This is a genomic window from Streptococcus sp. Marseille-Q5112, assembly GCF_916700555.1.
Classification (GTDB): domain Bacteria; phylum Bacillota; class Bacilli; order Lactobacillales; family Streptococcaceae; genus Streptococcus; species Streptococcus symci.
In genome coordinates this window covers 62722-83616 of the sequence record NZ_CAKAKP010000004.1, presented here as the reverse complement: position 1 = coordinate 83616, position 20895 = coordinate 62722, and the positions used below count along the sequence as shown (strand labels likewise).

Genomic DNA, 20895 nt, shown 5'->3' with positions numbered 1-20895 from the left:
AAAAGTTACTAAATTGGTCACACAAATAAGAATTATCACTAAAATAATCAGAAGTTATCCACACTTATCCACAACCTGTTAGTAACTTTTATGAATAGCTAAGACCTATCTCTCACGAACACTAAAAAGAGCCTGACTCCAGGCTCTTTAGTCTATTATTTCTTCTCAGCACGGAGGGCTGACAAGATTTGTGTACGGATATCATCCACACCATTTGGCGTATTTGGTAAAAAGATCGTTTGATTTCCTTTAGAAGCAAAGGTATTTAAGGTATCCAAATACTGGTTGGTCAAGAGGATAGACATGATTTGCTCTTCTGTCATACCAACATTGGCTTCCTTGAGTTCTGTGATAGACTCTGCCAATCCATCCACAATCGCCTTACGTTGTTGGGCAATCCCCACACCATGAAGGCGGTCTTTTTCTGCTTCGGCTTCAGCTGCAGTGACGATTTTAATCTTGTCTGCTTCCGCCAATTCTTGCGCTGCGACCCGCTTACGTTGCGCCGCATTGATTTCATTCATGGATTGCTTGACTTCTGCATCTGGTTCGACCTTAGTAATCAAGGTTTTCACAATAATATAACCGTAAGTAGTCATTTCTTCCGCCACTTGGTGTTGAACTTCAAGGGCAATCTCATCTTTTTTCTCAAACAATTCATCCAAGGTTAATTTGGGAACAGAAGAGCGAAGAGCGTCTTCGATATAAGATTTAATCTGAGATTCTGGACGCATGAGTTTATAGTAGGCATCTGTCACGCTCTGCTCGTTGACACGGTACTGAGTCGCCACATTCATCATAACGAACACATTGTCCTTGGTCTTGGTCTCAACAACAATATCGCTTTGCAACAAGCGCAACTGAATCCGCGCTGCAATCGAGTCAATCCCAAAAGGCAATCGAATATGAATACCGCTATTGGCAACCTTTTGGTATTTCCCAAAGCGTTCAATAATCGCCACCGACTGCTGACGAACTACATAAACTGTACTCAGTGTGACTATCACCAATAGGAGCACACAAACCACCACAAAAATCATCAAAAATGTTGCCATTATCGTGACCTCCATCATTATTTTTCCTGTATTATAGCACATTTAAAGAAGGCTGTGCAGTTTTTACTGCGATTTTTCCTGAAATGTCAATAATTAGAGGTGAATTGTCACATTGTCGTCTGATTTCTTGCTAAACCAACTGGTAAAGAATTAGGTCTACCATGCGAGTTCTCTCTAACTCCGTTGATTATCAACATACTATCTGAACATTACAAGCTATGGACAAAGAAACGAAACAAGTAACGGTTAATCCCTTTAAAAGACTCACAAAAAACATCATTACAATGAACCACACTCCAATAGTTCAAGCATGAAGTAAGGTTGATGATCTAAATTTGATGTGTATACTATTTTTGTCATCGGTTACCGATTACGTTCCTTACGGTTCGTGAGAGGAGGTGAAACTAATGAACCTTGCCCCAGAGCTCGTTCTTACTATTATAGCGGACGTCATAGCAGGAATTATCTTGTATTTCGTCTGCAAATGGCTAGATGGTAAGAAGTAGACCGAGTGACTAGCCTATCAACACCCGTTAAATCTCTAAGATACGTCAAAAAAGCCCTTAACTACTGGCATAGTTAGGGGCTTTGGTGTTCTAATGAACCTTGTCCGTTAAAATCATTCTAACATACAAGCCCCGATATTTCAAGAGTTTTATTTATTTTTTTAAAGCGCCTTATGTATCTGAAAGATCTATCATGAAGTTAGCCATCTAGTATCAAAAAACCGACTAGCTCCTATGAACTAGTCGGTTTCTCATCAATGCGCCAACATTTCTTGGGCGATTTCTTGGCCAGATAGGTTATCTGGGTAGTAGGTTGGCCAGTTATCCATTTCTTCAAAGAGGGCTTCTTGGCTTGTGCCTCCAAAGAAGATATGGAAATGTTCTGCCTTCACTGGGGCAATATTGTGGTCGCTAAACTGAACATACTTGAATTGTCCAGCATCCGCATCTGTCGCTTCAAAGAGGAAGCGCACGCCACGATTGCCTTTCTTATAAGTCAATATTTTCTTACCAACATACTTGTAAGTATATTTCTTACTTTGTCCACCTTGAACAAATTCCATAGTGTTATCAGTGATATTAATCTTAGTTACATCTGTCTGATAGCCTTTTGTATAGTAGGCCTTGTACTCAGCCTGAGTCATCTTACCAGTCAACTTAGCCTTATAGTCAAAGACCTGATCCAAAGTTCCATCTTCAAGGAAAGGATAAACTGACTGCCAATTACCTGCATAGTCACTCAAGGTGCGGTCCTTGACAGCTGTATCTTCAAAATAACCATTTTGAACTGTCTTGGTATCCTCTGCCTTTTCAGGCTCGATTGCTGGGCCTTCTTGGTCTGTTGTTTGTTTTAGAGCCTTGAGATTTTTCTCCATCACGGAAATGTAGTTTTCTCCAGCCTTGGTATCCTCTTCTGTCAGACTTTCTAAAGGATTAAGGACATCTGTTTTGACACCTGCTTCTTTTGAAAGTGTGTTAGCAAGGGCTTGTGAGGCATTTTCTTCAAAATAGATATAGGCGATTTTATTTTTCTTAACGTACTCTGTCAATTCCGCCAAGCGAGCAGCTGATGGCTCTGCATCTGGAGAGAGGCCTGAAATTGCGACTTGTTTGAGTCCATAGTCCAAGGCCAGATAGTTAAAGGCTGCATGTTGCGTTACAAAGCTCTTTTGTTTGGCTTGAGACAAGCCTTCTGCATAAGCCTTATCCAAGGCTTGCAATTTTTCGATATAGGCAGCAGCATTCTTCTCAAAGGTCTCTTTTTTATCAGGATAATCTGCTGATAAGCTATCACGGATATGCTCTACTAGTTTAATGGCACGAACTGGTGATAACCAAACATGGGGATCGAACTCATGGTGATGACCTTCTTCTCCATGGTCATGGTCTCCCTCTTCTTCCTCGCTACCTGGTAAGAGCAACATATCGCCTGTCGCCTTGATGGTTTTCACCTTTTTCTTATCCAAGGTATCTAGCAATTTAGGAACCCATGTTTCCATGTTTTCATTTTCATAAACGAAGGTATCTGCATCTTGGATTTTGGCAACTGCCTTGGCAGACGGTTCATATTCATGGGGTTCTGTACCAGCACCGATGAGGAGTTCTACATTAGCCGTATCTCCTGCGACTTGCTTGGTAAATTCATAGACAGGGTAAAAGGTTGTCACGATATTTAGTTTGCCATCTGCCTGCTTTTGATTGGAACAAGCCACTAAAAACAAGGCACATAGACTGGCTAGCAATAAGCTAATTTTTTTCACGTTAGTCTCCTATTTGATAAAACGTCTTACTAAACTGATGAGTAAAAAGACAGTTACAAAAATAATGGTAATACTTGCACTTGCAGGTGTTTCTGCATAGTAGGAAATGTAAAGTCCTGCTACCATTCCCAAAAATCCAATCGCACTGGCAAGCAGCATAACCGATTTAAAGTTTTTCCCCAGACGCAGGGCAATACTAGCTGGCAAGACCATGATAGTCGATACCAAAAGAGCTCCTGCAGCAGGAATCATAAGGGCAATGGCCACCCCTGTAACCATGTTAAAAAGAATGGACATGGTACGAACTGGCAAGCCATCCACAAAGGCCGTATCCTCATCAAAGGTCAAGATATACATAGGACGAAGGAAGAGGAAGGTCAAAATCAAAACAACCGCCGCAATGACAAAGAGGGAAATAACCTGCTCTTCGCTGATCGTCACGATTGAACCAAAAAGATACTGGTCCAAACTCATTGAACTCGAGCTTTTACCCTTACTCATGACAATCAGAGAAACAGCCAGACCTGTTGACATGAGGATCGCTGTCCCGATTTCCATAAAGCTCTTGTAAACCGTACGGAGATACTCCAAAAAGACCGCCGCAATCAAGACAATGGCAATCGTAGAAACAGTCGGAGAAATCCCTAGGACCAGACCAAAGGCTACACCTGAAAGCGAGACGTGGCTGAGGGTATCACTCATCAAACTCTGACGGCGCAAGATAAGGAAGGTTCCTAATACTGGCGAGAAAAGACTCATAGCAATAACAGCCAGAAAGGCACGTTGCATAAAGTCATAAGATAATAAACTAAGCATGGCCCACCTCCTGATCATTCTCATGAACATTGAAACAACGCCATGGCGAGTCTTGGTTACGAACTAAATGAATATTGCGGTCCGCATAGTCCTTAACTTCTTCAGGGTCATGAGTAATCATCAAAACAGCCTTGCCGTGATGATGGGCGCTGTGGTGCATCAGTTCGTAAAATTCATTTTTACTTCCTGCATCCATCCCCGTTGTCGGCTCATCTAGGATAAACACATCTGGGTCAGAAGCAAACATACGCGCAATCACCGCTCGCTGCTTTTGTCCTCCAGATAGAGAACCCAAGCGTTTGTCTCTGTGTTCCCACATGCCCACTGAGTCTAGACTGGCCTTTATATGCTCCTCATCATGAGCATTCAGTCGACGGAACCAACCCTTACGCGGATAGCGACCAGATTTGACAAATTCATAAACCGTACTTGGAAAACCTGCGTTAAAACTGGCAATCTGTTGGGGAAGATAGGCTATTCTCAATTTCTTACCCTGGGTATTTGTCTTTGAAATGGTCACCTTACCAATGCGTGGCTGAAGGATTCCAAGACTGGCCTTAATCAGTGTCGTCTTAGCTGCCCCATTTTCCCCTGTCAAGGTAACAAATTCCCCACTATCAACACTATAATTGATATGTTCAAGAACGGGCTCCTTATCATAATAGAAGGATAAATCCTCTACCGTAATATATCTCATTATTTGATTTCTCCTACTAAAGCAGTCAAAAACCGCTGGATCACTTTTTGTTCATTTGGAGTAAACTGAGTCGCCACTTGTTCATAGGTTAAAAGTGTATGCTCATGGTGATGATGGTGCTCCTCAGCGATTGGACGAGCCAAGTCAGTCAACTGATAAAAAATCACACGCGCATCCTTAGGATCTTTAGATGTTTCCAACATCCCTTCCTTAACCAGAGATTTAATGGCCTTGGTAACCGCCGCCTGACTGACATTGAGGCGACGAGCCAACTCTGAATTGGTTAAAGATTCCTCCGACAAGAGCATGAGGATATGCTCCTGGGTATTGGTCAGAGCTACCTCGCTAGTACAATGACCTATTAGAATTTCATGCTGATTTTCCGCCTGCAAAATCACCTCATTTAAAAAAGCATCGATATCCTTCGCTAGCTGTCTCATATCTGACTCCTTTCCTTTTGGACTTCTCTTTTTTAAGAGAAAAATACTATTCTTTGAAAAATTATTTACTGGTTAATTATATCACAACCAAAAAAAGAGTCAAGAAAAAACGTGAAAACCAGTTTCATTCTTGAACTCTTCTATATATTATTATCTATTTGAATGTCTTAACATCTCCATCATAAGTCGCCCAATCTTTGCTGAAAAAGCGTTCATTCAGATGGTAAGTCGGAGCTGGCGTGGGATTGGATAGGAAAGGATCAACTGCCTTATCAAAAGCAAGCCAACCCAACCAACCTAGGTGAATGGTATCCTTAACAAAATAAGGATCCCCTCCATTTTTTGAAAAGTCAGCAATATTAGTGAAACCTTGACTTTCTAATTGGTAACGAATTTTCTCCACTGCATGCTGGTACATATCTTCTCTGAGCCCTGTGTAGTCCATCCATTTCTTATTGACAGGCTGGATGACAAAGAGGACATTAACTTTCGATTTTGCAAATTGATTGAGAACCAACTGTAAATCATTATATTCAGATGATTTTAGGAAACTGTAATTCTTTTGATACCCTTCCCATTTTTTCAAATCCTTCTTAACCTCTCTCGTATAGAAATGATTTTCCATCCCCATATCATTATTGGTCGTATTGGCTTCTGCATCCTTTCGAGCAATTTTTTCTAACTCTTGGTAAGAAAATTGATCTGGAAGATCTTTTAAATAATTTTCCACATGTTCCTTATATTTGAGTTTTCCTCTAATGGAGAACTGACCAAATAGAGAAGCCTGTCTCTCATTGAATCGGGCAAAAATATTAATAGCAACCTGATCAACCTCTGATAATTCTTCACCCTTTGACAGTTTTTGAACAATGCCTTTTAATGCAACATTAGGATTCTGCTTTAACAATCGAATAGCCGCATGCTTTGCAGCAGTGTCACCAGATTGATTTTCCAGAAAAGCTGTCAATTGGTCACTGTTAAAAAATCTCTGAAACGCTGCGGGTTCATAATCAGCCTCCGTAAACCACTGAGGCGAAATTACAAATACTGCCTGCTTATCCTCTATTTCTGGCAAAATTTGCTGTAGGCCAAAATATTGATTTAGAGAGGCTGCTCCTGCTTGACCTAAAAAGTAAGGACGATAGGGACGATGGTATTTCTCGGCTAAAACAGCTGGATGGACACTATCAAATCGAATCCATTCACTGGACCCTAGAAAAGGAATAAAACGCATATTTGGATCTGTAAGAGCCCTTACTTTTTGGCTTCTCTCTTTAAAACTCTCTACACTAACAGAAGCCGCCGAATATTTCTCCTCCGTCAGATTATGGCTTGTTGTACTTGGATAAAAAAAGATGAGTAGAAGAACCAAAAATCCAGCTATGAAGATAGGCCCAAAGATTAACCATAAGCGTTTAAGCATTTTGTAGCTCCACAATACCAGCTATGATTTTATTGGCTGTATTCCAGTCGTCGCGACCAAACTCTGTAACAGGGACACGAATATCAAAACGGTTTTCAATCTCCACAATCAACTCAACCGTTCCCATACTATCCAAGACACCTGCATCAAAAAGATCTTCATCCATCATGTCAGAAACATCTTCCATAAACAACTCATCAATAATTTCAATAACTTCTGATTTGATATCCATATTTTATTTCCTTTTATTTTTTAAACCATAAATCATTCAAAAATCCAGAAAAGATTAAGAATGACAGCATGACGACATGGAAGGTGATAACCATGCCAAGCAACTGAATCCAGCGATTCTCAGGTAGAGCAGCTTTCCCTGCTTTTTTCCGTTCCTTATTGAGCGTTTTTTTCTTACGAATCCAAGCATCATTAATAACCAAGCCTAATCCATGAAAGAGGCCATAGGCGATATAGTACCAGGTCACTCCATGCCAAAATCCCATAATCAGCATATTTACAATATAGGCCACACTTGAGGTTACATTGCGATTCTTAAAGACCTTCTTTCTGGTCAACACCATGACCATTCGCATAAAGACAAAGTCACGGAACCAGAAAGACAGACTCATGTGCCAGCGATTCCAAAACTCTTTTAAATCCCTAGATAAAAAAGGCTTGTTAAAGTTGACAGGGCTACGAATTCCCATCAAATTTGAAATGGCCAAGGCAAACATAGAGTAGCCTGCAAAGTCAAAGAAAAGTTCTAGACCAAAGGTATACATAACTGCCAAGGCATAGTGGTTAAAAAAGCCACCTGACTGTAGGGCTAGATTCTTCAGAGGAGGGAGTAAGGTCTCTCCTAAAATATGAGCTATGATAAACTTATATAGAAAGCCAAGCATGATATACTTGACAGCCTCTTCCAGCATATCCATCAACTCATCTCGCTCAGGAATGGTCTGATAATTTTCATTAAACCGCTTAAAGCGATCGATTGGCCCGCTTGAAAAAGTCGGCATGAAGAGTAGGAAGCGGAGGAATTCCCAGAGGCTAAAATCCTTAATCACTCCATCTCTCAGCTCGATGATAATCCCAACCGAACGAAAGGTCAGGTAAGAAATTCCCAAAAATCCAAGCAAAGACTGCGTTCCATTGATAGCTGGTTGCACCTTGACAAAGATAATCGGCAGTAGGGACAGAAAACTAACTAGGTAGAAAACCCACTTACCATCCTTACTTTTTCGATAGTGCTTATAGAAAAGCAAGAGCAATATTTCCCAGCACAGATAAATGCCCAAGGCAGCCAATTGATTAGTCTTCCCACCTACCAGCATGGTAACGATAAAGAAGAGACTAACCAATACCTCATACCAGGCAAAGCGTTTCTTGAAAAAGAGGCCGATAAAGATGGGCAAGGTTGCAGCAATCACATAGACAAAATACTGAGGATTGCCGTATGGCTCTAAATGAGGAAGCTGTTTAAAAAACTCCATCATCTCCTATTTACCTCATTAATCAATCCTTTGATATCAATTTTTCCATTTGGAGTCAGTGGCAAACTGTCTCGATAAAGGAATTTGGACGGCATCATATAAGACATCATAATATCTGTCAAGTCTTCCTTAATGGCCTTGGTAATATCGATATCACGCTCAAACTGCTCACGAACACCATCTTTTAAGATGACATAGGCTAGAAGATTTTGCACCTTGTGGTCTTTATTATAGCGCGGTACTGCAACAGCAGACTCGATAAAGCGAGACTTATTGAGGTTTTGAGAGACATCTTCTAACTCAATGCGGTAACCGTTGAACTTAATCTGGAAGTCCATGCGTCCGCCGTAGAGAAGCAAGCCCTCATCTGTCATGGTTCCCACATCACCTGTGTGATAGGCTAGCAGACCTTCAAACTCAAAGAAGGCTTCTGCTGTTTTTTCAGGATTATTCATATAACCTTTTGAGACGGCCGGTCCTGAAACAATGATTTCTCCCTGTTCACCATTTGGCAGTTTATTTCCTTCCTCGTCAATGATAAAGGTTGGAGAATCAGCCTTGGTATAGCCAATTGGTAGACGTTTGAGATTCGCTAGCATCTCATCTGTCACGGCAACTGCTGACAGGGCCACTGTCGCTTCTGTTGGGCCGTAAGCATTGATAATACGGGCATTTGGGAAACGCTCACGTAGTTTTTGAGCCGTTTTGACCGTCAATTCTTCTCCATCAAAGTAGAAATGCGTGATACCAGGCATTTTCTCGCTATTAAAGTCTTCAGACAACATGGCCATATCCGCAAAAGAAGGCGTTGATGTCCAGATAGCGATTGGCAATGAAAAGATGGTCGCAAAGAGTTGCTTAAAGTCCTGAGTAATAGCTGAAGGAAGAGCGAAAAGTGTACCACCAAGTGCTAATGTCGGTGCCCAGTACATGACAGACAGATCAAAAGAATAAGGTGGCTGAGCCAGCATTTGCGGACGACTTGGCGTCGCAAATTCCTTATCCGTAATCATCCAGTTGGTAAAACTGAGGAGGTTATCATGGGAAATCTGTACTCCCTTAGGCTTACCAGTTGTACCAGAAGTAAAGATAATGTAGTAGTTATCATCACCCTTGACTGGATGCGTAATCTCATAACTAGTCCCTTGAGCAAAGGCTTCTTGAACCTGAGCTAGAGTCATCATTGGCGTAGAAACCTGCTCCAATGGAAAGTCTGAGATAGCAATAATCAAGCTTGGCTCTGCTACTTCTAAAATAGCCGAAACTCGCTCCAAGGCTGAATGGCTGTCAATGGGAATGTAGGCATGTCCTGACTTAGTCAGAGCTACAAAAGTTGCCAACATTTCATATTCTTGGCCACCAAAAACAACCACAGGAGACTTCTCTGGTAAATCCAGTTGGTCGATGGCTGCAGCTAAACTATCCGAATCAGCCTTCAAATCTCCATAAGTGTGTTCCTGCCCCAAAACATTGTAAACAGGATAGCTAGGCTGTGTCTGAGCAAAATGCTCAATGGTTTCAATCATATCTACGATTGCTTTATTTGACATAATAAGGATTCTCCTTCAAGTTAAAATTCATTATAGATAAAGCTTCCTTGACCCTGACCAAGATAGCTAAAAAAGTAAAGCAGCCCTAGAAAGATAAGAAAATACAAGGCTGTCCGACCAAGAAAGAGGTACAATTCTTTTCTCTGTTTCATTAAGAAAAACCATTCATTTCTGTAATTTTCCGCTAAAATAAAATCAATTTCTTACTAATTTATTTTTCTGCTATTATACCACTTTATAGACTAGTTTTTCAATTGTTTACCCGTCTATTTTCACTACGTTCCAGTAACATTAATTTGTTCCATATGATTCTTTCTAATGATAGCTTGAATGCTTTTCAGTATAAATTATATGGGGCTACAATAAAGTAGGCTCCATACTACCTATAGAGGATTTTTCCACTATAAATATTATAGAGCCTTATCTTATGTCTCACTTTATCGGTGCAGTTCCCTTTATCTAGAGATTTTTATAGTATGTAATCCTAGAATTCACTATAGATAAATTCTTGAATGTTCGAAAAATCGGTCACAAAACAATAAATCACGATGCTTAAGATAACCGTATAGAAAAATAGCGTCCACAAGATTAAACGGTGTGTGTTAGTTATCTTGGTTTGCAAATTTGTAAAGTTCTTTTTCAACTTCCATCCATCCTTTCACTCCAACATGCATCACATCAAATAAAAAGTAATCATCATACTCTCTGTTTCCATAGTTTAATACCGTTGCACCATAGCTTTTTGCGACATCTTCTATTTTTTTATAAGTTTTCTCCCGCATCTCTCTTGAGACACCTGTGTAGTCATTCCATTTCCCGTTTACTGGGAAAATAATGACCTCAACTTCAATGCCCAATTCTTTGGCAACTGTCAAGAAAAGTTCCATATCTGAATACTCTGGTGACTCGAGGTAGCTCAAATCTTTATTAGAATTCTTCAGCGATGTATAACGATCTTTTAAATAGGTATTGTAGTAGTTATTATCAACAGCATAATCATTATTGTCTGTTTTCTTTTTGACCTCTTCTACAAACTGATTCGTCATTTTCTCCCAATCATAGTCTGGGGTTTTATCCCCTAGTGAAGGATAATCTGATTTGGCATGTTTTTGATAAAAAGTCTGTTTGAGCTTAAAGGAATAAATCGCGTTATCTAACTCCAATAATTTTTTATCAACAATCGTTCCTTTTTCATCTATGAAATAACTTTTGTATTTTTTGTAGATGTCATTTTGTTGCTTGTTCCCCTTGGTAATCTCTATAATGCGATTGATTAGTTTTTCTTTCGTTTCCTTACTAATCTTATCATTATCTAGCATATGGAAAATATGTTCCTGAGAAGCCTTGTTCAAAAAGGCATCCTGATGAGTCCCATCTTTTTCAAACCACTGAACCGACTCTATTATAGCCACTTTTCTCTTAGTCATAGATTCTTCAATAGAACCCAAGGTCGTAGCCTGAATGATGTTTTGTGAATAACTGGTCCCAATCTGCATGATATTAAAATCGTTGTAGTTAAAAATTTTATTGGGATGATAGTCTTCATTTATCGTCGCAACCAACTCAGATGATCCCAATAAAACAAATGTATTGGGAGTAATATTGCTTGTCAGAATATCTCTACTTTTATACTTTTCATACGAAGTGCTATAGCGAATACTGTTATCCTTTACTTTATAATAATCATCAATCTTCTTGACGTATGTCACATTTAAAAGGGCAAGCGTCGCAATTACGAGCACAAGCGATAGCAAAAATGCTTTTAGTTTAATCATCTCGTTTTATCCTATCCCTTCGATCCGTCCAATCTCTTTTCAATTTCTTATCTCTTTAAAATCGTCAGTAAGATTTTATAGGGTTCACCTGAAAAGATAAAGAAACCAATCATAACCAAATTCATGGTCACAAACCAACTTAGTAGTTTATACCAATTTTTGTTTTTATTTTTCTTATAAAAAGTGCTTTTCTTTTGATACACTTCAAATCCAGCCATCAAGACACCGTGATAAAAACCATAAACAATGTAGCTAACACTAAGACCATGCCAAAAACCCATGGCCAACATATTGACCATATAGGCATAGGTTGCATTGTGTAGTCTATTTTTAAACCATTTTTTCCTGATAACCTGCATCAATACTCTTGAAAATACAAAATCCCTCAGCCAGGTCGACAAGGTGATATGCCATCTGGTCCAGAAATCCTTGATATCGACACTCAAGAAAGGTTTGTTAAAGTTCATCGGTGTCTGAATACCTAAAATGTTGCTACTTCCAACGGCCATTAGACTATAGCCTGCAAAGTCGAAGAACAGATACAAGGTATAGAGGTACATATACTTGATTGAGTAAACGACTGTACCAGTATTATTTAGAGCGAGTAACATCTGATAAACATAGGTTGATAAAACAACCTTGTAGAGAAGGCCTAGAACGATACGATACACACCGTCCCCTGCTAACTCTAGATACTCTTTTCGAGGCATGACCTCGTTTATCTCTTTTAAAAATCTCCTACTCCGATCAATCGGACCAGCACTAACTGTAGGGAAAAAAAGTAAAAATTGCAGGTAGTCTTTTATGCTAATCTTTTCTTTAATCAAGCCATCCGATATCTCCAGCATGATCTGAATGGTCTTAAAGGACATGTAAGAAATGCCAATAAAGGCCAACAAATGCAGAGAAGTCAGGGCAAAGATTTTATTGATCACCAAAGGAAAAATAGAAAGGAAAACCAGAGGTTTCAGCCGCTTTGTTTCTATCCTCTGTGCTATGAAAACCAGAAAATATTGATAAGTTACAAAGGAGATTAAATAGACAATCATTGCTCTACTCTTGCCATAAATAGCTCCTGCAAATAAGAGGGAGAGCACCAAAATATAGTAGTCCTTACGTTTTTCAAAAAAGTTTACCACAAAACCAATCAGTAAAACTACAAACAAAAGAAGGAAAAACTCATTCCCCTCGAAATAATTCATACCAGCCAAACTCCTTTTTTCTTTTTCTCATCTCATGATTTATCTTTTTAAGATTAGTTCCTATCATATTACCAAAGATAGTTAACTTTATTCATTATATCATAATTTAAAAACTAAAAATACTTCTGTTATTTTATTTCTTAAAATAAAAAATCCAACTGACTCTTAGTACTGAATCCCAATAATGAGACAAAATTATTCACACAATAAATAAAATTCAAGAACAAAAAATTGATGAAGGGACCAGTGAAGAATTCTGCCTTTTTAGCTGAAATAGTAATCAACACCAGTATACAAACTTAAAAAAATCAAAATGACCAAAATGAAATGAGAAAGTACTCCTTTATTTTGGTCATTTTTTGTAAGTTGTGTTTATTGAGGTATGAATAATTGAGTTTTAATGTCTTAGAAAAGTGAGAATACAAGCACGGCCAAGGCTGCACCGATAACAGGTCCCACAACAGGAATCCAGGCATAAGACCAGTCTCCGTCTCCCTTGTTTGAAATTGGAAGGATACTGTGCATGATACGAGGTCCAAGGTCACGCGCAGGGTTCAAGGCATAACCTGTTGTCCCGCCTAGTGATAGACCGATACCGACAATCAACGTTCCCACTGCAAAGGTTCCGATTCCTGCTTGAAGATCATAAAGTCCCAGAGCAAAGATTGTTAATACCAATACAAAAGTTCCTAGGATTTCACTAATCAAGTTTGATACAGTATCTTTGATAGCTGGTCCTGTGCTGAAAGTAGCCAAAATATTTCCTGCATTTTCTTCTGCCTCATAATGCGGCTTGAATTGCAACCAAACCAAAATCTGACCGAGCATAGCCCCTGCGAACTGAGCTAGGATATAAGGGAAAACGGAAGCCCAAGGCAAACCACCTTTCAAGGCCACACCAATCGTCACAGCTGGGTTTAAATGAGCTGGACTGAGTTTTCCAGATACAAAGACTGCAACCGCAACGGCAATCCCCCAACCCATAGTAATCACAATCCAACCTGCATTGTTGCTCTTGGTTTTAGGAAGAACCACACCAGCAACAACACCATTTCCTAGAAGAATCAGGATTAAAGTTCCTAGAAATTCTCCAAATAATTCATTCATCATCTTTCTGTCTCCATTAAAAAGAAGGGGCGGGCGACAAGGAGTCCTGCCCTCCACCTCTTTGATTTTTTCTTAATTTTTTAATTCTGCTAAATCGTTGTTAGCGAGAGCCGCTTCGACATCCGCACGGTAGCCTGCTTTCTCTTCTTCTGACCAATCATAGAATCGTCCCATTTCATCCAAAACTGGCTCAACGATGCTATCCAAACTATCACGCATAAAGAGCATATGGTTGGTACGACGAAGCAGGAAGTCAACCGGGCTAAGAGCCAACTCGTTGCGCATTGCATAGTGAAGTGACAAAGTGTCTGCCAAACTGAGTCCTGGCGCTTGTTCCAAACTATGAGCAAGAGCAAAGACTTTCGGTGCATTTGAACCGTAAAGATTTGCTAGGTAATGAGCTTCCTTGCTATCCAAGCCACGTGACACTCCAAGTTGCGCAAAGGCTTCGATTTCTGAGTCCACATTTGCTGGGTTCAATTCCCCACCTGAAACAGGGTATGTCTTAGAATTGATCAGTTTAAAGCTACGGTCAAATTCTGCTTTGAGGATGTCAACCACGCGCTCCATAGCTCCTTCAGCCATCTTACGGTAGTCTGTGATTTTACCACCAGCAAGGGTCAAGAGACCATTATCGTCTCGGTCCAAGCTAGAACCACGAGAAACTGCAGATGGGTCCAAATGTTTCTCAGAGGTACTGCTTTCAAGCTTGCTAACAGCAGCCTCTACATCTTCACGCGTTTTTTCTTTAGAGAGGTAAGACTCAACAGTAGCAATCAAATTGTTAAAGCTTTCATCACTGATTGTACCGTTATTTCCTCCATTGTAGTCAGAAGCGCTATTGCCTGCGATCAATGGACGAAGACCTGCCCAGCTGCTTTCGATATCACCAATGGTGATGTTGGCTTCTGGGAAGCGGTTGTTGACAATACCAAGTAGATAATCTACATCTTCTTGAGTTACTTTTGGATGTTCCAAATCACCTGTGTAGTCTGTATCAGTTGTACCAAAGTAAGTCTTGTTTTCACGTGGGAGAACAAAGACCATACGACCGTCACCCAAACCTGTGTCAAAGTAAACTGGCTGTGAAACCTTGATCTTGCTTGAGTCCACTACCAAGTGAACTCCCTTAGTTGGACGCATTTGTGAGAATTGGGTTCCCTTATTAGACAAATTGCGTACTTTGTCGCTCCAAGGACCTGTCGTATTGATAACCAGACGCGCCTTGATTTCAAAGACTTGGTCTGTCAACAAATCACGAGCTACCACACCTGTAATCTTGCCACTTTCGTCAAAGAGGAAGCCTTCTGCCTTCACGTGGTTAGCAATGAGGGCACCATCTTGGTTGGCACGTTTGATGTTTTCAATCACGAGACGTGCATCGTTGTTACGGAAGTCAAGGTAAACCCCACCTCCTACCAAACCTTCTTTCTTCAAGTTTGGCTGGCGTTCCAAGACTTCTTCCTTACTCAAAACCTTGTTAGCAGCTGGTGTGTTGTTAACTCCTGCCAAAAGGTCATACAAATCCATAGCTACTTTAAGGCGGAAGAGGCTAAAGGTTGCTCCATCTTCATCATAAACTGGCAAGAGCATTGGGTCTGGTTTTGGAATGTGAGGTGCAATTTGTTGTACCACTGCACGTTCTGAAACCGTATCTGATACTACTTCTACGTCAAATTGCTTAAGATAACGAAGACCTCCGTGAACCAATTTTGTTGAACGGCTGGATGTTCCTTCTGCAAAGTCTTGCATTTCAATCAAACCAGTATCTAGACCACTAGCTGCCGCCTGCAAGGCTACACCAGCACCAGTGATTCCTCCACCGATAATCAAGAGGTCCAAGGTACGTTCCTGCATTTTTTTAATTGACAATTCACGTGTTTTCTTTGAAAATTCCATATTTACACACTTTCTAACTAAGTCGCTTTATTCTTCCAGTATTAGTCGTCTACTTCCGCAAAGACTTGCGTTGCTTTTACAGCCTTCTTCCAGCCCTTGTAGAGTTGTTCCTTGCGCGATTCGTTCATAGATGGCTCAAAGAGTTCTCCTGTCTCGTTCAAGAGTTTCAACTCATCCAAATCCTTCCAGTAGCCTACTGACAAACCTGCTAGGAAGGCTGCCCCTAGAGCTGTTGTTTCCAAGTTTTTGGCGCGTGCAATGTCGATTCCCAAGATGTCAGCTTGGAACTGCATGAGGAAGTTGTTCATAGCTGCACCACCGTCTACTTTCAAGACCTGTATAGCTGTCTGAGCATCCACTTGCATCGTATCGATAATATCACGCACTTGATAAGCAATTGATTGAAGAGTTGCCTTGATAAAGTCTTCCTTACTTGTTCCACGAGTCAATCCAAAGACAGAACCGCGAGCATTTTGGTTCCAGTATGGAGCGCCTAGACCTGTAAAGGCTGGAACGACATAAACTTCATCATTGTTGTGAGAATCACGAGCGTATTTTTCAGATTCTGGTGAATTTTCCACCATGCGAAGACCGTCACGAAGCCACTGAATGGCACTTCCTGCGATGAAGATAGAACCTTCTAAAGCATAGTAAACCTTGCCATTGATTCCGTAACCAATCGTTGTCAAGAGGTTATTTTCAGACAACTGCATCTCTTCCCCAGTATTCATGATGATGAAAGAACCTGTTCCATAAGTATTCTTAACCATACCTGGCTCAAAGGCCAACTGTCCAAAGAGGGCCGCTTGTTGGTCCCCAGCCATACCTGAGATTGGCACTTCTCCACCGTAGAAATGGAATGGCGCTGTCTTACCGTAGATTTCAGAGTTAGAACGAACTTCCGGAAGCATAGCCTTAGGAATGTTGAGGATTTCCAAAATCTCATCATCCCATTTGAGTTCTTTAATGTTATAAAGCATGGTACGAGCTGCGTTTGAGTAGTCGGTCACGTGAGCCGCACCGTCAGTCAATTTCCAAACTAACCAAGTATCGATAGTACCAAAGAGCAATTCCCCTTTTTCTGCTCGCTCTTGAGCTCCTTCTACATGATCCAAAATCCAACGAACCTTAGTCGCTGAGAAGTAAGCATCAATGATCAAACCAGTCTTTTCATGGAATTTTTCCACATAACCTTGACTTTTTAGTTGTTCAGCCAAAGGAGCTGTCTGACGTGATTGCCAAACAATAGCGTTGTAGATAGGAAGTCCTGTTTTCTTATCCCAGACGACAGTTGTTTCACGTTGGTTGGTAATTCCGATTGCTTCGATTTGATTTGGCTTGACACCACTTTCGATGAAGGCTCCAGCAATAACTGACTGGACAGAATTCCAAATTTCATTGGCATTGTGCTCTACCCAACCTGCCTGAGGGAAAATCTGAGTGAACTCTTTTTGACTCGAGCTAACTTTTTCTCCTTTTTTGTTGAAAATAATGGCACGAGAACTTGTAGTTCCCTGGTCAATGGCCATGATGTATTTTTCTTGTGACATGTGCTGTCCTCCTGATAAAGATCTTGAGGATGTCTCCTCTTTACACTAACTAGTATACAAAATAAAGCGCTTTCTTGTTCATCAACTTTTTTTAATTTTTTAAAAAATGTGAGGAGATTGTGTGAATTTCACAAAAAAGACCTGGAACAACCAAGCCTTTTAAGTGAATAATAACTGACGAATCGCTGCCAAATCTTCCATATCCAAGTCGTTTTTTAAATAATAAACTGGGGTCTGTTCCTTCTTATAAATCGGGTTATTGGTAACCAGCAAATCATAATGCCGAGTACAATCATAGGCTTCAATGGTAATAAAACGATTGTATTCCAAATACCGTTTCAAAATGGCTGCCATCCTTGAAAAGACAAGAAAACCAGATGTCAAATCCAGACCAATCCGCATATGCTGGCCACCATTTTCAGCCATATATTCTATCAACTGGAGCCATTCCCAGAGAATTTTCTTATCCAAATCCGTCCCCTGCTGAAAAGCAGGTAGAGCATGAAAAATCTCCTCTGCTATCCCCTTAAAATCATGTTCCATCAGCAAATAGGGATGACGATTCTCCAACTGGTACTTGTAGCGGTCCTGTAAAATATAGCCCTTATAGAGATAGACTTGAGCACAAAGCTGACTGAGTTCATAGGTGACATGGTCCTCTGTATAATCACCCAGTAACTCCTCCTTCTTCATTTCTTGAATCAATTGCGTCAGCAAATCTGCCAACTGCCCTCCAAACCCAAGAATATACTCCATAGTATGAAGAGGAAGAATACGATGGGACAAGAGGAAAGAGAAGAATATCATCATCTCCCCATCCTCAGTTCCTAGAGGAAGGTGTTGTCCAGCAAAAAAGGACGGAGCCTTTCTCAGCAAACGAAGGTAGAAAATATTGTCAAAATACCCTCGCATTTTTTCTTCTATGACTTGAAACTGACAGGCATTGACCCGGAGACGTTGTTGACTGATGTGAGCCCAGAGAACCAGGTCCAATTTCTGACCCGAAGACAAACTTGCACCGCAGATTTCTTCTAAAGTGGCAATCTCCTGTTTTCTCTCTGATTTCTGCATGTGACCTTCCCACTCCTGACTGGACCAAACCTTGCGGAAAAGACAGAAATAGAAATAGCGAATTTGATGTTCTGGACCTCGCCACCGTCCATTTTGGATGGATAAGTCAAATTCTGACAAAATCTGATTTAGACTAGCTAAGTGGCGACCAAGCGTAGCCTCACTAATCATCAATTCTTGAGCCAGCTGATGGGCTAAAAACTGTTGGTGGTAGAGAAGATAAACAAGAATCTGATATTTAACAGCATTCTCCAAAAACAGGATCCTAATATCTCTCCCCTTGGTAGCTGCACCAATCGATAGACGCAGATTCTCATCTTCTAACTGGATTGTCAGCTCTAAACCACTATCCAAAGCCTTGTCATTGAGCAGGGTAACATATTTGGTTAGGGTTGCTTTTGAAAATCCTGTTTCCTCCATTACAGCCTTGACGGTCGTCTGAGACTCTTGTAGTAGAAAGGAAAGGATTGAAAATTGGCCAGATTCAGCCTTTTCCATCAAGTCTCCTAAATACATTTGTTACCCCTTTCATTTTCTACCTTAAGCATAGCATAAATCTAACAAATGCTGAAATAATCTGTTTCTCTTTTTACTTTCATGCTGATTTCCTGGTTCATTATCCTGAAAATCAATAAACACACGGCTCCCCCTTTGGGCATTTTTATGCTAAAATAGTAGCTATGGATAAAATTATTAAAACAATATCAGAAAGCGGAGCCTTTCGTGCTTTTGTCCTTGACAGCACAGAAACCGTCCGCACTGCTCAAGAAAAACATCAAACCCAAGCTAGCTCAACTGTAGCGCTTGGTCGAACTCTTATCGCCAGCCAGATTCTCGCAGCCAATGAAAAAGGAAATACCAAACTAACAGTTAAAGTGCTGGGGTCTAGCTCTCTAGGTGCTATCATCACCGTCGCTGATACCAAGGGGAATGTCAAAGGTTACGTTCAAAACCCCGGTGTTGACATCAAAAAGACTGCAACTGGTGAAGTCCTAGTCGGACCTTTTGTCGGAAATGGTCAATTCCTCGTTATCACAGACTATGGTACTGGAAATCCTTACAACTCTATGACCCCCCTCATCTCTGGGGAAATCGGTGAAGACCTTGCCTTTTACCTGACTGAAAGCCAACAGACCCCTTCTGCAGTCGGCCTCAATGTCCTTTTGGACGAAGAAGACAAGGTCAAGGTTGCAGGTGGTTTCCTAGTCCAAGTCTTGCCAGGAGCCAAGGAAGAGGAGATTGCTCGCTTTGAAAAACGCATCCAAGCAATGCCAGCTATCTCTACTCTTCTCGAAAGCGACGACCATATTGAAGCCCTCCTCAAAGCTATCTACGGCGATGAATCCTACAAGCGTCTTTCTGAAGAAGAAATCCGTTTCCAATGTGACTGTAGCCATGAGCGCTTTATGAATGCTCTTGCCAGCCTTCCAAGCTCAGACCTACAGGAAATGAAAGAGGAAGACCACGGGGCAGAAATCACTTGTCAATTCTGCCAAACTACTTATAACTTTGATGAAAACGACCTGGAGGAACTCATTCGTGACAAATCTTAATACACCTTTTATGATTGGCAATGTTGAGATTCCCAATCGTACCGTTTTAGCGCCTATGGCTGGCGTGACTAACTCAGCCTTTCGTACCATCGCAAAAGAACTCGGAGCTGGACTCGTTGTCATGGAAATGGTCTCTGACAAGGGAATCCAATACAACAATGAAAAAACCCTGCATATGCTTCATATTGATGAGGGCGAAAACCCTGTCTCTATCCAACTCTTTGGTAGTGATGAAGATAGCCTAGCACGCGCAGCAGAATTCATCCAAGAAAACACCAAAACCGATATCGTGGATATCAACATGGGCTGCCCAGTTAACAAAATCGTGAAGAACGAAGCTGGCGCTATGTGGCTCAAGGATCCAGATAAGATTTACTCTATCATCAACAAGGTCCAGTCTGTCCTTGATATCCCACTTACTGTCAAAATGCGTACAGGCTGGGCTGATCCATCTCTTGCAGTAGAAAATGCCCTCGCTGCTGAAGCAGCAGGTGTTTCTGCCCTCGCCATGCATGGCCGTACCCGTGAGCAAATGTATACAGGTCACGCAGACCTTGAAACCCTTCACAAGGTCGCTCAAGCTTTGACCAAGATTCCCTTCATCGCTAACGGCGACATCCGCACAGTTCAAGAAGCCAAACAACGTATCGAAGAAGTTGGTGCTGACGCAGTCATGATTGGCCGCGCAGCCATGGGAAATCCCTACCTCTTTAACCAAATCAACCATTACTTTGAAACCGGAGAAATCCTACCTGATTTGACCTTTGAAGATAAGATGAAAATCGCCTATGAACACTTGAAACGTTTGATTAACCTCAAAGGGGAAAACGTCGCAGTTCGTGAATTCCGTGGCCTCGCTCCTCACTACCTCCGTGGAACATCTGGCGCAGCCAAACTCCGTGGAGCCATTTCACAAGCTAGCACTCTGGCAGAGATTGAAGCTCTCTTGCAATTAGACAAAGTTTAAACACAGAAAACCCGTAAACTTCATTCAGTTACGGGTT

18 protein-coding genes are annotated in these 20895 nt (G+C 41.0%); 2 read left to right on the top strand and 16 right to left on the bottom strand.

Annotation, left to right across the window (positions count from 1 at the left end; translation table 11 throughout):
- Positions 1-155 precede the first annotated feature (155 nt).
- The 16 genes from LG372_RS03620 to LG372_RS03545 all read right to left on the bottom strand — a co-directional run bounded on the left by LG372_RS03620 (position 156) and on the right by LG372_RS03545 (position 18854).
- Entirely contained in the window at positions 156-1040 is an 885-nt protein-coding gene (locus tag LG372_RS03620) for an SPFH domain-containing protein (RefSeq protein WP_004235732.1), read from the bottom strand.
- Positions 1041-1815: 775 nt separating this feature from the next.
- A complete protein-coding gene (gene adcA / locus LG372_RS03615) occupies positions 1816-3321 on the bottom strand; it encodes a zinc ABC transporter substrate-binding lipoprotein AdcA (RefSeq protein WP_061589661.1) in 1506 nt (501 codons plus the stop codon).
- A gap of 9 nt (positions 3322-3330) precedes the next feature.
- Entirely contained in the window at positions 3331-4137 is an 807-nt protein-coding gene (locus LG372_RS03610; protein ID WP_000950038.1) for a metal ABC transporter permease, read from the bottom strand.
- On the bottom strand, positions 4130-4834 hold the full coding sequence (locus LG372_RS03605; RefSeq protein WP_001269496.1) for a metal ABC transporter ATP-binding protein: 705 nt from the start codon (positions 4832-4834) through the stop codon (positions 4130-4132). The genes LG372_RS03610 and LG372_RS03605 overlap by 8 nt, the downstream gene beginning before the upstream one ends.
- Positions 4834-5274: a zinc-dependent transcriptional regulator AdcR gene (gene adcR / locus LG372_RS03600; protein WP_001249308.1), complete on the bottom strand. Its 441-nt coding sequence runs from the start codon at positions 5272-5274 to the stop codon at positions 4834-4836. Before adcR ends, LG372_RS03605 begins: the two co-directional genes overlap by 1 nt.
- Positions 5275-5428: 154 nt before the next feature.
- On the bottom strand, positions 5429-6697 hold the full coding sequence (gene dltD, locus LG372_RS03595) for a D-alanyl-lipoteichoic acid biosynthesis protein DltD (protein ID WP_049491172.1): 1269 nt from the start codon (positions 6695-6697) through the stop codon (positions 5429-5431).
- Positions 6690-6929 (bottom strand): D-alanine--poly(phosphoribitol) ligase subunit DltC, encoded by a 240-nt coding sequence (gene dltC, locus LG372_RS03590; protein WP_000351967.1) that lies wholly within the window; start codon positions 6927-6929, stop codon positions 6690-6692. Before dltC ends, dltD (LG372_RS03595) begins: the two co-directional genes overlap by 8 nt.
- Before the next feature lie 13 nt (positions 6930-6942).
- Positions 6943-8187 (bottom strand): D-alanyl-lipoteichoic acid biosynthesis protein DltB, encoded by a 1245-nt coding sequence (dltB, locus tag LG372_RS03585; RefSeq protein WP_125415507.1) that lies wholly within the window; start codon positions 8185-8187, stop codon positions 6943-6945.
- Positions 8184-9734 (bottom strand): D-alanine--poly(phosphoribitol) ligase subunit DltA, encoded by a 1551-nt coding sequence (gene dltA / locus LG372_RS03580; RefSeq protein ID WP_033682481.1) that lies wholly within the window; start codon positions 9732-9734, stop codon positions 8184-8186. The genes dltB (LG372_RS03585) and dltA overlap by 4 nt, the downstream gene beginning before the upstream one ends.
- A 20-nt stretch (positions 9735-9754) precedes the next feature.
- Positions 9755-9886 (bottom strand): teichoic acid D-Ala incorporation-associated protein DltX, encoded by a 132-nt coding sequence (locus LG372_RS03575; protein ID WP_000813667.1) that lies wholly within the window; start codon positions 9884-9886, stop codon positions 9755-9757.
- A 450-nt stretch (positions 9887-10336) separates the two neighbouring features.
- Positions 10337-11509: a D-alanyl-lipoteichoic acid biosynthesis protein DltD gene (gene dltD, locus LG372_RS03570; RefSeq protein ID WP_225742156.1), complete on the bottom strand. Its 1173-nt coding sequence runs from the start codon at positions 11507-11509 to the stop codon at positions 10337-10339.
- Positions 11510-11556: 47 nt separating this feature from the next.
- A complete protein-coding gene (gene dltB, locus LG372_RS03565; protein ID WP_225742155.1) occupies positions 11557-12711 on the bottom strand; it encodes a D-alanyl-lipoteichoic acid biosynthesis protein DltB in 1155 nt (384 codons plus the stop codon).
- A gap of 405 nt (positions 12712-13116) precedes the next feature.
- On the bottom strand, positions 13117-13821 hold the full coding sequence (locus LG372_RS03560) for an MIP/aquaporin family protein (RefSeq protein WP_049491164.1): 705 nt from the start codon (positions 13819-13821) through the stop codon (positions 13117-13119).
- A gap of 69 nt (positions 13822-13890) precedes the next feature.
- On the bottom strand, positions 13891-15717 hold the full coding sequence (gene glpO / locus LG372_RS03555) for a type 1 glycerol-3-phosphate oxidase (RefSeq protein WP_125851588.1): 1827 nt from the start codon (positions 15715-15717) through the stop codon (positions 13891-13893).
- A gap of 41 nt (positions 15718-15758) precedes the next feature.
- A complete protein-coding gene (glpK, locus tag LG372_RS03550; RefSeq protein WP_000076784.1) occupies positions 15759-17267 on the bottom strand; it encodes a glycerol kinase GlpK in 1509 nt (502 codons plus the stop codon).
- 159 nt (positions 17268-17426) lie between these two features.
- Positions 17427-18854: a helix-turn-helix domain-containing protein gene (locus LG372_RS03545; RefSeq protein ID WP_225742154.1), complete on the bottom strand. Its 1428-nt coding sequence runs from the start codon at positions 18852-18854 to the stop codon at positions 17427-17429.
- 164 nt (positions 18855-19018) lie between these two features.
- On the opposite strand from LG372_RS03545, the gene hslO reads away from it, so the two are divergent.
- Entirely contained in the window at positions 19019-19891 is an 873-nt protein-coding gene (gene hslO, locus LG372_RS03540) for an Hsp33 family molecular chaperone HslO (protein ID WP_049491157.1), read from the top strand.
- A complete protein-coding gene (dusB, locus tag LG372_RS03535) occupies positions 19878-20858 on the top strand; it encodes a tRNA dihydrouridine synthase DusB (RefSeq protein WP_049491155.1) in 981 nt (326 codons plus the stop codon). Before hslO ends, dusB begins: the two co-directional genes overlap by 14 nt.
- Positions 20859-20895: the final 37 nt, after the last annotated feature.

What these genes read in the sequence shown, in the direction of transcription:
- dltD (WP_049491172.1), bottom strand. Translation starts at nt 6,697, where the DNA reads ATGCTTAAACGCTTATGGTTAATCTTTGGGCCTATCTTCATAGCTGGA.
- dltC (WP_000351967.1), bottom strand. Translation starts at nt 6,929, where the DNA reads ATGGATATCAAATCAGAAGTTATTGAAATTATTGATGAGTTGTTTATG.
- LG372_RS03575 (WP_000813667.1), bottom strand. Translation starts at nt 9,886, where the DNA reads ATGAAACAGAGAAAAGAATTGTACCTCTTTCTTGGTCGGACAGCCTTG.
- LG372_RS03610 (WP_000950038.1), bottom strand. Translation starts at nt 4,137, where the DNA reads ATGCTTAGTTTATTATCTTATGACTTTATGCAACGTGCCTTTCTGGCT.
- adcR (WP_001249308.1), bottom strand. Translation starts at nt 5,274, where the DNA reads ATGAGACAGCTAGCGAAGGATATCGATGCTTTTTTAAATGAGGTGATT.
- LG372_RS03545 (WP_225742154.1), bottom strand. Translation starts at nt 18,854, where the DNA reads ATGTATTTAGGAGACTTGATGGAAAAGGCTGAATCTGGCCAATTTTCA.
- LG372_RS03620 (WP_004235732.1), bottom strand. Translation starts at nt 1,040, where the DNA reads ATGATTTTTGTGGTGGTTTGTGTGCTCCTATTGGTGATAGTCACACTG.
- LG372_RS03560 (WP_049491164.1), bottom strand. Translation starts at nt 13,821, where the DNA reads ATGATGAATGAATTATTTGGAGAATTTCTAGGAACTTTAATCCTGATT.
- LG372_RS03605 (WP_001269496.1), bottom strand. Translation starts at nt 4,834, where the DNA reads ATGAGATATATTACGGTAGAGGATTTATCCTTCTATTATGATAAGGAG.
- dltB (WP_225742155.1), bottom strand. Translation starts at nt 12,711, where the DNA reads ATGAATTATTTCGAGGGGAATGAGTTTTTCCTTCTTTTGTTTGTAGTT.
- dltD (WP_225742156.1), bottom strand. Translation starts at nt 11,509, where the DNA reads ATGATTAAACTAAAAGCATTTTTGCTATCGCTTGTGCTCGTAATTGCG.
- dltA (WP_033682481.1), bottom strand. Translation starts at nt 9,734, where the DNA reads ATGTCAAATAAAGCAATCGTAGATATGATTGAAACCATTGAGCATTTT.
- glpK (WP_000076784.1), bottom strand. Translation starts at nt 17,267, where the DNA reads ATGTCACAAGAAAAATACATCATGGCCATTGACCAGGGAACTACAAGT.
- dltB (WP_125415507.1), bottom strand. Translation starts at nt 8,187, where the DNA reads ATGATGGAGTTTTTTAAACAGCTTCCTCATTTAGAGCCATACGGCAAT.
- glpO (WP_125851588.1), bottom strand. Translation starts at nt 15,717, where the DNA reads ATGGAATTTTCAAAGAAAACACGTGAATTGTCAATTAAAAAAATGCAG.
- hslO (WP_049491157.1), top strand. Translation starts at nt 19,019, where the DNA reads ATGGATAAAATTATTAAAACAATATCAGAAAGCGGAGCCTTTCGTGCT.